The organism is Corynebacterium aquatimens (assembly GCF_030408395.1).
In the GTDB taxonomy this organism is placed as follows: Bacteria; Actinomycetota; Actinomycetes; order Mycobacteriales; family Mycobacteriaceae; genus Corynebacterium; species Corynebacterium aquatimens.
On the sequence record NZ_CP046980.1, the window covers coordinates 2,247,105 to 2,263,767 of the forward strand.

The 16,663-nt window shown below is 62.8% G+C and carries 5 protein-coding genes; 4 read left to right on the plus strand and 1 reads right to left on the minus strand.

Annotation, left to right across the window (positions count from 1 at the left end; genetic code table 11):
• Positions 1-73: 73 nt before the first annotated feature.
• The 3 genes from CAQUA_RS10105 (at position 74) to CAQUA_RS10115 (ending at position 13,893) form a co-directional block, all read left to right on the plus strand.
• Positions 74-10,957 carry an Ig-like domain-containing protein gene (locus CAQUA_RS10105; RefSeq protein WP_196825233.1) on the plus strand — a complete coding sequence of 3,628 codons (10,884 nt, stop codon included), beginning with the start codon at positions 74-76 and terminating at the stop codon, positions 10,955-10,957.
• A gap of 92 nt (positions 10,958-11,049) precedes the next feature.
• Complete coding sequence (locus CAQUA_RS10110; protein WP_269208582.1) at positions 11,050-11,178, plus strand: hypothetical protein; 129 nt, start codon at positions 11,050-11,052, stop codon at positions 11,176-11,178.
• Positions 11,179-11,502: 324 nt separating this feature from the next.
• Positions 11,503-13,893, plus strand: coding sequence for a Rib/alpha-like domain-containing protein (locus CAQUA_RS10115; RefSeq protein ID WP_196825232.1), 2,391 nt, complete (start codon positions 11,503-11,505; stop codon positions 13,891-13,893).
• A gap of 123 nt (positions 13,894-14,016) precedes the next feature.
• Here the strand turns inward: CAQUA_RS10115 and CAQUA_RS10120 are convergent, their stop codons facing one another.
• Positions 14,017-15,321, minus strand: a complete 1,305-nt coding sequence (locus CAQUA_RS10120; protein WP_196823808.1) for an ISL3 family transposase — start codon at positions 15,319-15,321, stop codon at positions 14,017-14,019.
• A gap of 338 nt (positions 15,322-15,659) precedes the next feature.
• Between CAQUA_RS10120 and CAQUA_RS10125 the strand changes: the two genes are divergently transcribed.
• Positions 15,660-16,637 (plus strand): hypothetical protein, encoded by a 978-nt coding sequence (locus CAQUA_RS10125; RefSeq protein WP_196825231.1) that lies wholly within the window; start codon positions 15,660-15,662, stop codon positions 16,635-16,637.
• The last annotated feature ends 26 nt before the right edge of the window (positions 16,638-16,663 follow it).

Below are 16,663 nucleotides of genomic sequence, written 5' to 3' on the forward strand. Positions count from 1 at the left end.
GTCTGCCTGCGCTCAAAGTCAAGATTTCAAATGAGTGGACAGCGGGCAACACCGCCGAACAAGAGGTGCCCCAATGGCTAAGCGTTTCCCCATCCGTACTGCCCTGGCCGGCCTGACCATCCTGGCCGTTTCCGCCCCCGTAATCGCCCCTGTGAGCGACTCCTTCCTGGCGTCCGCCGTCGCCCAGGCAATGGCCCAAGAGGTAAAAGTCGAGGGTCCTGCCGACATCGCGATCAACACCGCCGGTGATTTCACCGCCACGGTTCCCAACGCCGCGACCGGTAACGTGCAGTTCTACCTCGACGGTGTTGCGGTCGAGGGCGTAGCAAAAGTCGGAGCGGACGGTAAAGCCACCAAGTCCATCACTCCGACCACCTACGCCACCACTGGCGCACCCCACACGGTGACCGCGCGCTACATCGACGCACGAGGCTTCAACCCGAACCCGGATGGCACCGCGACCTTCACCACGCCGGTGGATATGAAGAAGAAGGACAACGTCGGTGCAGATTCGGATACCTACTCGGGCTTCAAGGTCGGCCCCGCTGGAGGAGACCTCGCAGTATCCAGCTTGAACAACCCGGTCATCATTGAGGCGGGCACGGAGTACACCTTGCGTGGCGCCATGAGGGTGGTAGTCCGGTTCGGAACTTCGCGTATTTTTGAGACAGGTTTCAACCCGCCAGCTGGTTCGGACTACGTGCGGGGATCGATTAAGCGCCACAACGGGTCATTCGGCGAAACCACTTTTGGTACGGCCGATGGCAAGACAGTGACTAAGTCCCCTGCGCCGTGGAGCGGAATCAAGAACCCGATGTTCGGTACTGGTTCTTACCCGAAGGTCAACCCGGGTTACGCTGGCGGGCAGAGCGAGAACAGCTACTTCGCGGGTAACGGCACCATCTACGACATGGAGGCGACCTTCGTCGCGCCGACCACCCCCGGTGTCTACGTTCCCCAGTACGCCTCTTACAAGTACAACAGCGACACCCACGTCCTTGAGCGCATGGACGAGGCCGCCTTCCGCGTGCCAGCACAGAGGATCCCAGACCCCATCCCGCCAACCGGGCCGGTAGCGACCGACACCGCCATCACGCTGTCCGGCGATACGGTCAAGACCGATAAAGAGAACGCTCAGATCACCGCGACCGTCGCCCCGGCTGGTGCGGCCGGAACCGTTCGCTTCTATGGCGCAGACAACACCCCGCTGACCACTCAACCGGTTGAGGTCAAAGAAGGCAAGGCCGTGCTGGACCGCACATTCGAGCCGGGTGTCTACGAGATCCGCGCGGACTTCACCCCGACGGATGCAGGCCAGTACAACTCCTCGAAGACGACTGATGTCCACACGCTGACGGTCAACGCCAGCGAGTTCAACACCACGACCACCTACACCGGTGACACACAGGGCGCGCAGAACCAAGACGTGACGCTGCGCGCGACGGTCGATCCGGTCGCGTCACAGGGTTCCCCGGAGAAGGTCACCAACGGCACCGTGACCTTCCGCAGCGGCACCACAGTCCTCGCCGAGAACGTCGCCGTCAAGGATGGCGTCGCGGAGACGACCTACCAGTTCAAGAACGGCGGCACCCACAACGTCACCGCGGAGTTCGTCCCGGCAAACGATTCCAACCTCAAGGGATCTCAGTCCGCGGCCGCCAACGTTGCCATCTCCTCCGAGACCACCACGACGCTCACCGCGTCAAACGAGAATCCGACCGTGAACACCCCGGTCACCCTCACCGCTACGGTTACTCCGCAGCTGGCCCCCGGCAAGGTCGAGTTCTGGGATAAGGACACCAACGAGAAGCTCGGCGAGAGCCAAGTCAACAACGGCACGGCCACCTACTCCTACACCCCCACCACCACGGGCGCGAAGAAGCTCGAGGCACGCTTTGTGCCCGAGGACGGCAACAACCAGCCGTCGACAAGCAATGAGCTCACGGTCACCGCGAAGAAGTACGAAACCACGGTGTCGCTCAATGCGGGCCAAAGCTTTACGACGGGCCAAGCTGGTCCGTTGACCGCAACCGTGAGCCCGAACAACGCGCAGGGCAAGGTCGTGTTCACCGAGGGAACGACCACCCTCGGCGAAGCGACCGTGGAAAACGGTGTGGCTATCCTGCCGAACGCGACCTTCGGTGAGGCTGGCACCCCGACCGTCACCGTGACGTTCGTTCCGGCGGAGAACTCCAACTTCGCTGAGAACACCGGCTCTGGCACGGTCGAAGTGACCAAGGCTGCCGAGGACACCACAGTGACGCTGACCGGTAACCCCACTGTTCCGGCAGGTGAGATTGCCCCGATCACCGCGACCGTCACTCCTTCCGCGGCAGAGGGCAAGGTCCGCTTCCTCGAGGGCGACACCGAGCTCGGCGTCGTGGATGTCACGGACGGCACCGCAACCCTGAACCGTGAGTTCGCCGCGGGCAGCCACAAGGTCCGCGCTGAGTTCGTGCCGAACGACGCTGCGGCCTACAGGTCGTCGACAAGCGATGACCTCGCCTTCACAGTCGCGAGCGCGGCCGTGAGCACCGCGACCACTTGGGACCCTGAGGCGAAAAAGGAATTCGTCCGCGGCACCAAGAATGACATGGTCGCCCTGGTCAACGACGCCGACGGCAACCCAGTCAACGGTGGTTGGGTCCGCTTCATCCTCGACGGCACGGCGCTCAACGAGCTGATCCCGGTGAGCAACGGCAGGGCTGTCTACGACAAGACCTTCGGCACCGAAGGCCTAAGCAAGCTCGTCATGGAGTACGTGCCGGCGGTCACCTCGAACCTTGAGGGGTCGAAGTCCGAGGAGATCACGCTGACCACAAAGTCCGCGACGACCACTTCGCTGCGGGCAAGCAGCACCAGCCCGCGCGTGGGCACGCCGGTCACGCTGACCGCCACCATCGACCCGAAGGAGACCCCGGGCAAGGTCCACTTCATCGAGGTCGACGCCGATGGTAACGAGACCCAGATCGCCGAGGTCGCCCCGGTCAAGGGCGGCAACTTCTGGAACACCACCTACACCGCGTCCACTAACTACACCCCGGCCACGCCGGGCCAGAAGAAGGTCATCGCGCGTTTCGTGCCGTCCGGCGAGTACGTGAGCGGCTCCGAAGCGACCGCGGACCTCAACGTCACTGCCAACGCAGCATCCCTGAGCCTTGTCGACGCCCCGGCGTTCACGACCAACCAAGCCGGTTCGCTCACCGCGCGCATCATCCCGAACAACGCGCCGGGCGAGATCGAGTTCTTCGACGGCGATAACTCGCTGGGCAAGGCACCGATCGAAGACGGCATTGCCACGCTTGGCAACGTCACCTTCGACACCGCTGGGGACAAGACCATCACGGTTAAGTACGTCCCGGCACAGGGCAGCACCTACGCTGCACCGGACGCAACCGGCACCGTGACCGTCAAGGACCCAGCGGGCGCATCGACTGTCTCCCTCACCGGCCCGGCAACCGCCACCGCGGGCGACGAGGTCACCCTCACCGCTACGCCGGGCCCGGCAGGCACCGGCGGCCAGGTGCGCTTCTTCGAGGGTGAGAACACCCTGGACACCGTTGACGTCACCAACGGCAAGGCGGAGCTGAAGCACACCTTCGATACCGCAGGCAACCACGTCGTGGGCGCGGAGTTCATCCCGGCACCGGAGGCAAACCTCAACCGCTCCGCCCCGGCATTCCACACCGTCAACGTTGAGCGCCAGATGGTGGACACCACCGTGGCCTACGTCGGCCCGAAGACCAGCCCGGCTGGCACGAAGCTCTACATGCTCGCAGAAGTCAAGGACGCCGAAGGCAACCCGATCACCGAGGGCAAGGTCCGCTTCATGCTGGACGGCAAGCAGATCGGCGAGCCGCAGGCAGCGAAGACCACGGGCGAGTACGCCGGCAAGTTCGTGTTTGACAAGACCTTCACCCTGGCGCGCGTGGAAAACCTCACCCTTGAGTACCTCCCGGTTGCAGGCTCCCAGTACAAGGGTTCCAAGACTGCTGAGAACGTGGAAATCCTCATCCAGGGCACGACCACCACGAAGCTCAGCGCAAACAACACGTCGCCGGCCGTGGGAACTCCGGTCACGCTGACCGCGAACGTTAGCCCGTCGACTGTGGGCGGCACCGTCGAGTTCTTCGACGTCACCGACCCGGCAAATGAGGTCAAGATCGGCGAGACCCAGAATGTCTCGGGCGGCCGTGCGTCCATGTCCTACACCCCGGACAGCATCACCCCGAAGAAGATCGAGGCACGCTTCACCCCGGGCGAGAACGTCTACACCGGTTCCAAGAGCACCGAGTTGGGGATCACCCCGCAGGCCATCAGCACGTCCGTGGAACTCAACGCCAACCAGACCTTCACCGCCGGTGAGGCTGGTCCGCTCTCCGCGCGCGTCACCCCGTCCAACCAAGGCGGCACGGTCGAGTTCTTCCGCGGCAACAGCGTCGCTGAGAATGACAAGATCGGTGAGGCTACGGTCCAAGACGGTACCGCGACGCTTGCCGACGCCACCTTCAACCAGGCTGGCACCCCGGTGGTGACCGTCCGCTTCACTCCGGACAACGCCAACTACAAGCCTTCGCAGAACACCACGGGCACCGTCAAGGTCAACCCGGCGCCGGTTCAGACCGCGCTGAACCTCACCGGCCCGGCAACCGCGACTGAGGGCGAGCAGGTCACCCTCACCGCGACCGTCGACCCAGCCGCTGCTGGCCAGGTCCGCTTCATCGAAGGCAACAACACCTTAGCCACCGTCGATGTGGCCAGCGGCAAGGCTGAGCTCACCCGCGAGTTCGCTCCGGGCCAGCACACCGTCCGCGCTGAGTTCGTCCCGGCGAACGCGGCGGAGTTCCTCCCGTCGCAGACCACCGACGACCACAGCTTCAACGTGACGGCGAAGTCCACGGTCGCCCTCGAGCCGAACCAGACCTTCACCGCAACCGAGGACGGCCCGCTGACCGCGCGCGTCACGCCTGCCGACGCCGCAGGCTCAGTCGAGTTCTTCCTCGGCAACGACTCCCTGGGCACGGCCGACGTGAACAACGGCCTGGCCACTGTCCCGAACGCGACGTTCCCGAACGCCGGCGAGCAGACCGTCCGCGTGGTATTCACCCCGGCCGCGGGCTCCAACTACGCGAAGTCGGAGAACACCGGTACCGTCACCGTCAACGAGCTGAAGGTTGCGGCGCAGACCTCCATCGAGCTGTCCGGCCCGGCGACCTCCAACACCGACGACGACGTCACCATCACCGCAAAGGTCTCCCCGATCAACGCTGCCGGTACGGTGCAGTTCTACAACAACGGCACCCCGCTCGGTGACGCGAAGGACGTGACCAACGGCCAGGCCACGCTCACCCAGAAGTTCGCGGAGGGCACCCACACCATCACCGCGAAGTTCACCCCGACCGACGCGACCGACTTCACCGCCTCTGAGACCGAGAACGCACACACGCTCACGGTCGAGCAGGCCAAGGTCGACACCACCATCGAGGCCCTACAGACCGAGACCAATCCGGCCGGCCAGAAGAGCTACATGCGCGCTAAGGTCACCGACGCCCAGGGCAACCCGGTTACCGAGGGCACCGTCCGCTTCATCCTCGACGGCCAGCAGATCGGCGAGCCGCAGAGGCTGAACAGCGAGGGCATCTCGGTCTTCGATAAGACCTTCGGCGAGCCCGGAAACCACGATCTCAAGGTCGAGTACATCCCGGCCACGAACTCCCGCTTCAACGCGTCCGGCCCGGCAACGACGAACTTCGAGATCAAGGCCAACGAGACCACGACCACGCTGACCGTCTCCAACGCCACCCCGGCTGTCGGCTCCCCGGTCTTCCTCACCGCGACGGTCACCTCCGGTGTTCCGGGTTCCGTCGAGTTCTTCGACGTCACCGATCCGGAGAACGCGCAGAAGATCGGTAACACCGTCACCGTCAACAGGGGCAAGGCCACCGCGCAGTACACCCCGAAGACACTCGGCGAGAAGAAGATCGAAGCACGCTTCACACCGACTGGCACGAACGCGAATGCATACGCACCGTCGAAGAGCACGCCTGCCACGACCGTCACCCCGCAGGCACTGAGCGCTACGCTCAAGCTTGTCGACGGCCAGACCTTCACCGCTGGACAGCCGGGCACCCTCACCGCCACGGTGAGCCCGAACAACGCCGCCGGCACGGTCGAGTTCATCGACGCGGACACCAACACGTCCCTGGGCACTGCTGATGTCGTAAACGGTGTTGCCACCAAGAACGACATCACCTTCACCACCCCGGCCGAGTCCAAGAACATCACGGTCAAGTTCACCCCGGCTGAGGGTTCGAACTTCGCACCGAAGGAGAGCGAGGGCACCGTCACGGTGGTCAAGGCCGCCGAGAACACCACGGTGAAGCTCACCGGCCCGGCAACCGCCACCGACGGTGAAGAGGTCACCATCGTCGCAGAGATCTCGCCGACCTCTGCGGACGGAAAGATTCGCTTCTTTGAGGGCAACAACGAGCTGGCCACCGTCGATGTCGCAAACGGCAAGGCAGAGTTGACGCGCTCCTTCATCGCTGGCGAGCACCAGATTCGCGCTGAGTTCCTGCCGGCCAACACGGCGGACTACAACGCATCGCAGACCACCGACAACCACGTCATCAACGTGGCTGAGGCGAAGGTCGACACCACCATCACCTACTCGGGCCCGACTGAGGGCACCCAGGGTGTGAAGCTGTGGATGAAGGCCAAGGTCGCCCCGCAGACCGGCAACGAGGTCATCAACAGCGGTACCGTCATCTTCAAGCTGGATGGCCAGCAGATCGGTCAGCCGCAACCGGTGCGGAACGGTGAAGCAACCTTCGACAAGACCTTCACCGAGGCCAAAGTTGAGAAGCTCACCCTGGAGTTCGTCCCGGCAGACAACTCGAAGTTCCTGGCTTCCGAGATGAACACCCCGGCCAACATCCTGATCAAGGCCACGTCCACCACCACGCTGAGCGCGTCCAACACGGCACCGACGGTGGGATCCCCGGTCACCCTGACCGCAAACGTCAGCCCGAACAACGCCACCGGCACGGTCGATTTCTACGACGTCACCGGCGGCAAGAACGTGAAGCTCGGCGAAGGCACCGTCACCGACGGCCGCGCGACTTACACGCTCGCTACGACCAACACCACCCCGATCGATGTCGAGGCACGCTTCTCGCCGCGGACGGCGGGCACGTTGGCGTCGACAAGCAACAAGCTCACCATCTCCCCGAAGGCTGTGGGCACCACCGTCGCACTGGAGGGCAACACGACCTTCACCGTCGACGAGCCCGGCACCCTGACCGCGCGCGTGACCCCGAACAACGCTGAGGGCACGGTCGAGTTCCTCGACGGCTCCACGTCCCTGGGCACGGCCACCGTGACCAACGGCACGGCAACGCTCGATTCCGTCACCTTCAACTCCGCCGCCGAGAACAAGACCATCACGGTCAGGTTCACCCCGACCAACCCGAACTTTGCCGCCAACGAGGGCACCGGCGAGATCGACGTCGTGGCGAAGAAGGTCGCGGCCGACACCACCATCGCCCTTGGCGGTGACAATGCCGTCAAGGCAGATCAGACCGCCACGATCACCGCAACGGTCGCCAACACCACCGCGCCGACCGAAACGCCGAAGGGCACCGTCCGCTTCTACGAGGGCAACTCGCTGCTCGGCACCGAGCAGGTGGGCAACGACGGCAAGGCGACGCTGAACGTCAAGCTCCCGGTCGGCGAGCACACCATCCGCGCTGAGTTCACCCCGGCTGATGCGACGGAGTTCAACGAGTCCCAGACCGCGGACGACGCAGCCCACAAGCTCACCGTCAGCGCGAACCAGTTTGAGACCACGACCACCTACACCGGTGCCACCGAAGGCAAGAAGGGTGAACCTGTCTCCCTCAAGGCTGAGGTGAAGCCGCAGGGCAGCGACGAGAAGGTCAACTCCGGCAAGGTCGTCTTCCGCCACGGCAACACCGTGAAGGAAGCCAATGTCCAAAACGGCGTGGCGGAGACCACGCACACCTTCACCCTCGGCGGCACCCAGACAGTCACGGTCGAGTACGTCCCGGCAGACGGTGGCACCACCACCTACCTGCCGTCGCGTGCTGCGGACGCCAAGATCCTGATCAAGGCGGACAGCACGACGACGCTGGCTGTGTCCGACGCGAACCCGACTATCGGCACCCCGGTTACCCTGACGGCGACCGTCAACCCGAACATGGCAGTCGGCAACGTCACGTTCTGGGATGTCACCGACGCTGCGAACCCGACGCAACTCGGCGGCGACGTCAAGGTTGCCAACAGCAAGGCCACTTACCGCTACACCCCGCAGGACACCACGCCGCGTAAGTTCGAGGCGCGCTTCGCACCGTCGCAGGCCTCCTACAACGCGTCGAAGAGCACCAACGAGGTCACGGTCACTGGCCAGAAGCAGAACTCCACGGTGAAGCTCACCGACGGCCAGTCCTTCACCACCGGCCAGGAGGGCATGCTCACCGCCCGCGTCACGCCGACCAACGCCAAGGGCACGGTCGCTTTCTTCAAGGGCGACTCCACCTCCGACGCTGACAAGCTCGGCGAGGCACAGGTCGATGACAACGGCATCGCCTCGATCAACGCAACGCTTAACGACGCCGCTGACGCTCAGACCATCACGGTCGTCTTCACCCCGGAGGGCGATGTCCTCAACGGCAACAAGGCGACCGGCACGGTCAAGGTGGTCAAGGCAGCCGAGAACACCACGGTGAAACTGTCAGGCGACACCGCGAAGAACGAGGGCGAAGAGGCCACCATAACGGCAAAGGTCACTCCGGACAACGCGGAAGGAAAGGTCCGCTTCCTCGACGGCGACCGCGAAATCGCGCTTGTCGACGTCACGAACGGCACCGCCGAACTGAAGCAAATCTTCGCACCGGGCGAGCACACGATCCGCGCCGAGTTCATCCCGAACGACCGCGCTGCGTTCAACGCCTCGGCTACCGCAGCTGACGCAGCCCACAAACTGACCGTCACCGCTACCCCGCCGGCAGTTAAGGCCACCAAGACCACCATCGAGGGCCCGGCCACCGGTAACGTCGGCGAGCCTAAGAAGAAGTACACCGCCACCGTCACGGATTCTGATGGCAACCCGGTCACCGGCGGCACGGTGGAGTTCTACAGCAACGACTACAAGATGGGTGAAGCCACCGTCGACAACGACGGCACGGCCTCCGTCGAGTACGCCTTCGTCATCCCGGGTAAGCGCGACGTCGTCGCGGTCTTCACCCCGGCGGCCAACGCAAACCTTGAGGGCTCCAAGTCCACGCCGATTAAGGCCATGATGAAGGAGGACGCGAAGGTCACCCTGGCAGGCCCGTCTGAGGAGGTCAACGCCGGCGAGCCAGTCAAGCTCACGGCTACGGTCAGCCCGCAGCTGGCCGAGGGCACGGTCGAGTTCTACGACGACAAGGGCAACAAGCTTGGTAGCGCCACGGTCGAAAACGGCCGCGCCACCGGCACCGTCACCCCGAAGGCAGGCACCACCACCGTCGTGGCCCGATTCGTCCCGGCAGAGAACTCGGTCTACAACGGCGGCACGTCTGCTCCGGTCAGCATCACCGCGAAGAACGTCGCCACGACCGTCACCGTCACCGAGGGCCAGACCTTCGAGGCCGGTGTCCCGGGCGACCTCACCGCGCGCGTTACGCCGACCAATGCCAAGGGCAAGGTCGTGTTCTGGGACCTCGACCCGAATACTGGTCAGCGACGCGAACGCGAAGCCGAGGTAATCAACGGCACCGCGGTGATCAAGGGCATTCAGTACGAATCCCCGATCCCAACCCGTAAGGTCAACGTGGACTTTGTCCCAGCACCGGGTTCTGTCTTCGATCCATCTACTGGCGAGGGCGAGGTCACCGTGCTGGCGAAGGACGCCGAGCCGGAGGCAACGTCGATCTCCTTCACCACCGTGGGCACCCCGACGGCGGGCACTCCCACAAAGGTCAAGGTCGAAGCCGACAAGAAGGTGCCGGGCACCATCGAGATCTTCCAGGATCGCACGCCGCTCTACGCGATCAGTGTGGACAACGGCGCTATGGAGACAGCGCTCGACCTGCCCGAAGGCACGCACGACCTACGCGCGGTGTTCACTCCACGCGACGGTGCCGCATACAAGCAGTCCGAAACCCTGCTGAAGGTCACAGTCACCGCAAAGCCGGCACCGACGACCAGCACCTCGCCGACCACGTCCACCTCACCGACCACGTCCACCTCGCCGACCACGTCCACGTCGCCGACCACGTCCACGTCGCCAACGACCTCGACGGCCGCAACGCTCACCCCGGAGATCACGGCAGTGAAGAACGCAGAGGGCACCTACACCGTCACGATCAAGGTCAAGGGCGCTAACGCGGGCACTAAGGTCCGCGTCACGCTTCCGGACGGTGCCACAAAGATCGTCGACCTCGACGCAAACGGCACCGCAACCCTGACAGGTGTGAAGCCGGAAGCCGGTAAGACGACGGTTACGGCCCAGGTTCTCGATAAAGACGGCAATCCGACGGGTGAGGTGAAGACTGTCACGGTTACGCCGGACACCACGACGTCGACTCCGCCCACGAAACAGGGCTCATCGGTAAAGACCGATGTCAACATCGGCGGCGTCGTCGGTGGTGTTATCGGTGGCCTGCTCGGCCTGCTGATCCTGCTGGGCAGCCAAACCCACCGTCAGGTCATCAACGACACCATCGACAACGTCCAGAAGCAGCTGGGCATTTACAACCCCAACTTGGCCCGCGACGTCCAGAACGGTCTGCCGATCTTCGGCGCCACCGCCGGAATCGCCGGCATCGTGGCCGCCCTGATCGGAATCGCCAACGCGATCAAGCTGACCGTCGTTGCGCCGGACGGACAAGAAACTAATCTGCACAGCAGCAAGGACACCACCAACACCCCCACGACCGATAAGAAGAGCAGCTAACCCAGTGTGCGCAGCACCCAGCGGCGCATGGCCGGGAGCAACCGGCACCCCGGGGTAGCATGCTGCTGAACCTACAACCGGAAGGACGCTTTGTGGCGAGGAATCGTTGTCAAGCGTCCTTTTGCTCTTTCCCTGCTGGCCGCGGCGAGGACCGCACGCTGTCGGCCATCATCACCTCCGTCGAGGGCGACTACATCAACTTCGACTACAAGGTGGTCTAAACCTCACTTTGCTCACCGCCTGCGCATGCTTATCGACGGCACCTCGCAGGAGGTTTCCCATTTCTCAGAACGAAATGGAGACGGAACAAGAACAGGGCCGCAACGGAATCAAAACCGAATAAGAACGGAAAAAGAACGGAACGTGATCAGGAGTTAATCAGTACCTAACACCTTCGGGAATTCTTCCCGTTGACATGGCTTACGCCCTGAACACACGTTCACAAAGTGGTACATAGAGTGATAGTGGCGTGGGATAGACCTACCCCACGCCTATTTCTGTCTTTACCCAGCTCCATTACCCCATCTTCTCAAGAGGTTTACCCCATGCCTAAGCGCTCCCCATTCCGCGCCGCGATCGCCGGGCTCACCGCTATTGCTATCGCCGCCACTCCCCTAACCGTGCCCAACCAGACTGTGCTCTCCGCCGCCGTCGCCAACGCGGCCGACACCCGTACCGTGACTGTGACCGGACCGGACAACGTGACCATTACAACCGCTGAAACTTTCACGGTAAAGGTCTCCGGCGTTACCGGCGGCAAGGTTCAGCTCTACCTCGATAACGTCGCGCAAGGCAACCCGGTCGAACTGAGCGCCTCCGGCGAAGCGACCCCTTCCATCACGCCGAGGTCCTACGGCGATCACACGCTTACCGCTCGCTTTATCGACGCAGACGGCTCCAACCCAATCGAGGACGGAATTAAGAACTTTAAGACTCCGTACCCGACGGAAATCCGACTGGCAAACGCTGGTGCCGACCTCACGGAATACGACAGCTACCATGGCTTCACCATCAACGGTAAAGCAACAACCCCGACCGATCTTCCCGTGCTCGAGGCTGGGGACACTTACACCGTCCGCGGCAACATGCGCTGGGATACAGCGTCCGGCCGCTTCTACGAAGTCGCAATCAACCCGCCGGTAGGCTCCACCTACGTCGACAATTCAGCTCGAAAACTAAACGGGAACAACGAAGACACCAGCTGGGCAGTTGGATCACGGGGTACCGATACTGGCACGGTAGCCGGGCAGCTAGGAAACAAGTACTACTACCCGTACTGGGGAGAGACCAAGGAAGGAACAACGTACCCAACGATTAACCCTGGTTACGTTGGTATGCAATCAACGAAGAGTTACGACGCATTCAACAACTACGTCTACGACCTCGAAGCGAAGTTTAAGGTACCGGAGGCCCCCGGCATTCACGTTCCCCAGTTTGCGGTCTACAAGTACAAATATAACTTTCACACCCTAGTTCCGATGAACGGCGCCGCGTTCAAGGTTGAAGCACCTAAGCTGCCCGATCGCGTCACCCAGACGGGCGTTTACAACGCGCAAGCGGCAGCACAGGACACACCACCGGAAATCACCGAGGGCGACACCCTGGCCGACGCGAAGGGCTTTGTTGCCGATGCAGATAAGCTCCCGGAGGGCACGACTTACGACTGGACTACGCAACCCACCGTCGCCAACCCCATCGGCGTGATCACCGTGACCTACCCCGATGGCTCCACCGACACCGTAAACGTCCCATTCGAGGTCAAGACCAAGCCAGCTACGACGACCACGGTTACGTCGACCGCGACTACGACCACGGCGGCCACGACCACGGCAGCCACGACCACCACGGCTACCTCAACCGCGACTACGACCACGGCGGCCACGACCACGGCAGCCACGACCACCACGGCTACCTCAACCGCGACTACGACCACGGCGGCCACAACCCCGGCAGCCACGACCACCACGGCTACCTCAACCGCGACTTCGACCACGGCGGCCACAACCCCGGCGACGCCGACCACAGTAACGTCCACCTCGGGGACCACCTCCACCGCAGCAACGTCCACCGCGGGTACAACCACCACTTCGGCGACTTCCACCGACACAACCCCGACTACCGGCACAACTGGCGGCAACACTGGCGGCAACACTGGCACGACCCCGACCCCGGAGGCTCCGAAGGCGAAGTCCAACCCGGCACCGGTGCAAGCTGGGGAGACCCCGAACGCTGAAGACTTCGTTGATAATGTGCCTGCTGGCGCGAAGGTGACGTGGAAGGGCGAGGCCCCCAAGGCCCCGGCTGGCGCTACTACGCCGGTGACCGTGGACGCAACTGTCCTTATTACTAAGGACGGAACAACCACCGAAGTGCCCGTGAAGGTCACGTTCACGGGCAAGTCGGACGGGGCAAAGCCCGTTGCTAAGCCTGCTCCCGCGAAGGTAGCTGCGGGAGCGACGCCGAAGGCTGCTGACTTCGTGAACAACATCCCCGCCGGCGGAAGCGCTGAGTGGAAGGACGGCACGCCAACGACGTCCGGCAACTACATCGTTGTAGTCAAGGACAAGAACGGCGCGGTCATCAGTGAGGTGCCGGTCACCGTAACCTTCGAGACCACACAGAAACCCGCAGGCGACAAGGGCTCGTCTGTAACAGCGGAGGGCCGCGGTGTGATTATCGGCTCCACGATTGGAGCGCTGCTAAGCCTGGCGGTGCTCATCGGCAGCCAGACCAACATCCAGGGCATCAATGCGGCGATTGATAACGTTCAGCGCCAGCTGGGCATCTACAACCCGCAGCTAGCGAGTGAGGTAAAGAACGGCCTGCCGATCTTCGGCGCGATCGCTGGTATCGCGGGCCTCATCGGCGCCATTGTTCCCGTGGCTCTCGGCGTTAAGGATGGGAAGATTACATTCACAGTAAAGAAGACGCAGTAGTTCACAGCTAACGTACAGCGCAAGGCGCTTATCGGCGAATCTCCTCGCCGGTAAGCGCCTTTCCCCATCTAAGAGCGTTTCTGAACGGCTAGTTGAACGGCGGGTTAACTGGCTCTTCGTGTTTTAGAGTGCGTTGATCTTGGGTTGGAGGCCTCCGGAGTGGATTAGGCACCGCAAGATGTAGTGGTTGATGTTGCGGAATCCGAGGGCGATGCCGCGGAGGTGCTCGAGGCGGCCGTTGATGGCTTCGACCGGGCCGTTGGAGGCGCCGATGTCGAAGAACGCGAGGATGTCGGCGCGGCGTTTGTGCAGGGTACGACCGAGTTGGGCGAGTTCATCAAGCCCGGCTTGTCGTAGCCCGCGCAGCCGGTTGATCAACCGGCGCATCTTCGTTTTCGCGCGGGTCTTGTTCGGGTCTTCGTAGCAGTCGATGATCTCCTGGTACACCAGCCACGTTTCTTGCAGCACGGCGTAGTCGTCGTCGTAGTTGAACAACACATCCAGGCGGTGCTGCTGCTCACCGGTTAAAAAATCGATGCGGGTGAGCATGGTGCGGCGGTTTTTATATAACGGGTCGTTGGTTCTGCCGCGCCTGCCGTAGGTTTCACGCTGCAGCCGCTGCCGACACGCGGTGACTTTGTCGCCGGCAAGACGCACCACGTGAAACGGGTCCATCACCCGCCTGGCCTGAGGCAGGGCTTCATCGGCTGCGGTGGCGTAACCCTGAAACCCGTCCATGGTGATCACCTCCACCTGGTCGCGGAAGATTTTCGGACGTTGGTTGATCCAGCGGGTGAGCACTTCGGCGCTTCTGCCCGGGATGACATCAAGCAACCTGGCCGGTTGGCCGGTGTGCTGGTAAGTCATGTCCACGATCACGGTGACGAACCCGCCGCCGGCAGCCTTGCGGTTGTGGGCCCACTTGTGCTCGTCAACCCCGATGACGCGCACCCCGGCCAAGTGGTCGGGGTCGGCGACGAGGGCTCTGGCCATGGACAATGCGAGATCGCATGTCAGCTGCCAGCTAATCCCGAGTGCTTTGGCGGTGGCGGCAACGCTCATCCGGTCGATCGCTAAGCGCTGCAGGATCCAGCGCACCACCCGGTGGGTGACCTTCGAGCGGTCATCAGCGCAGGAAAGCGAAGCCCGGAAAATCTGCTGGGCGCAGGAATCGTTGCTGCATAGATACCGCGGCACCCGCACCCGCAGCCGGGTGGGAAACCCGACCACCGGCAGATCCACCAGTTGCCGGTAGGTGTGATCGCGCAACAAGCCCGGTTGCTGACACGACGGGCAGGCATTGATCGGGTCGAGCGTTTCACAGTCGATAACGGTGCACTCGTCGTTGTGCGCGGCATTGGTGATCGCCAACCCAAGCTCCGCGGTGCGGCAAATGGTGTCGGCGACGATGTTGGAACTAGGCTGCATACCAGGGTCCTTGTTGGGTTGTGGATTGGCTTGAACACCTAAATCCTTAACCCAGCAAGGACCCCCACATCTTGTGCAACACCCCAGCACCCCAAGAAACGACCAACGCACTCCCAATCACGAAGAGCCGGTTAACTCGCACGATCCCCCGGAATATTCTCTACCGAACCGCTAAATATAAGAAACACCTGAAATCTTTGGAAGTACTTGTAACAAAAATCGACGAATCGTTGAAGTGGTAGTAACATAGCCAAGCGTGTCCCCGACATAACAGTCGAGGTTGCCCCAACGGGGTATGCCTTGAAGGGATTTTCGTAAATTTTAGAAAGGCTAAAAATATGGCAAAGCGCTACGGTTCCCGCACCGCAATCGCTGGCATCGCCGCTCTGGCGATCGCCGCCCCGTCTGTCTACGCGGTGGCAGCAGAGGGCAACGACAACACCGGCACCGGCAACCCCGAGTCCGCACAGGTTTCCTCCGCCCAGTCCGGCGCATCCGAGACCCCGAAGTCCGGCGCATCCGAGACCCCGAAGTCCGGCGCATCCGAGACCCCGAAGTCCGGCGCATCCGAGACCCCGAAGTCCGGCGCATCCGAGACCCCGAAGTCCGGCGCATCCGAGACCCCGAAGTCCGGCGCATCCGAGACCCCGAAGTCCGGTGAGTCTGCAGCTTCGCAGACGTCCGGTCAGCCTCAGCCTTCCGGCTCTACAACCACGTCTACTTCCGCAGCCCCGACTGATGAGGTCACGCTTTCGACCGCTAAGCAGCTGGCAGCCGCTGGCATCAAGACCAAGAACGCCCGCGTGCTTGGCGTCACGGTTGACGCGTCCAAGTTCGTTGACGCCCCGAAGGGCTCCAAGGTTACCTGGGCGAAGAAGCCTACGGAGCAGGACCCCAAGGGCATCGTCAAGATCGAGCTTAAAGACGGCACCGTCTACTACGCTGAGGTTACCGCTAACTTCGGCACCGCAAACGGCCAGAGCAGCCTCGCTGTGAACGCTCCGAAGACCGTCGGCTACATCCTGATCGGCATCAGCCTGCTCGGCCTGATCGCTTCCCAGATCCCGTTCCCGGGTCTGAAGGAGTTCAACACCCAGCTGCAGCAGCAGATCGGCCTGTTCAACCCGGCACTGGCTTCCCAGGCTGACAAGGTTGTTCCGGTCATCGGCGGCCTCACCGGCCTGCTCGGCCTGATCACCGGTATCATCTTCGCTGTGAAGGGCCAGGACCAGAAGCTGGACGAGGCAAAGAACTCCAGCGTTCAGGTCAAGGACAAGGACGGTAACGTTACCTCCAGCCTGCCGAAGAAGAAGTAGTGAAGGCTCACGCAGCCACGCACTGA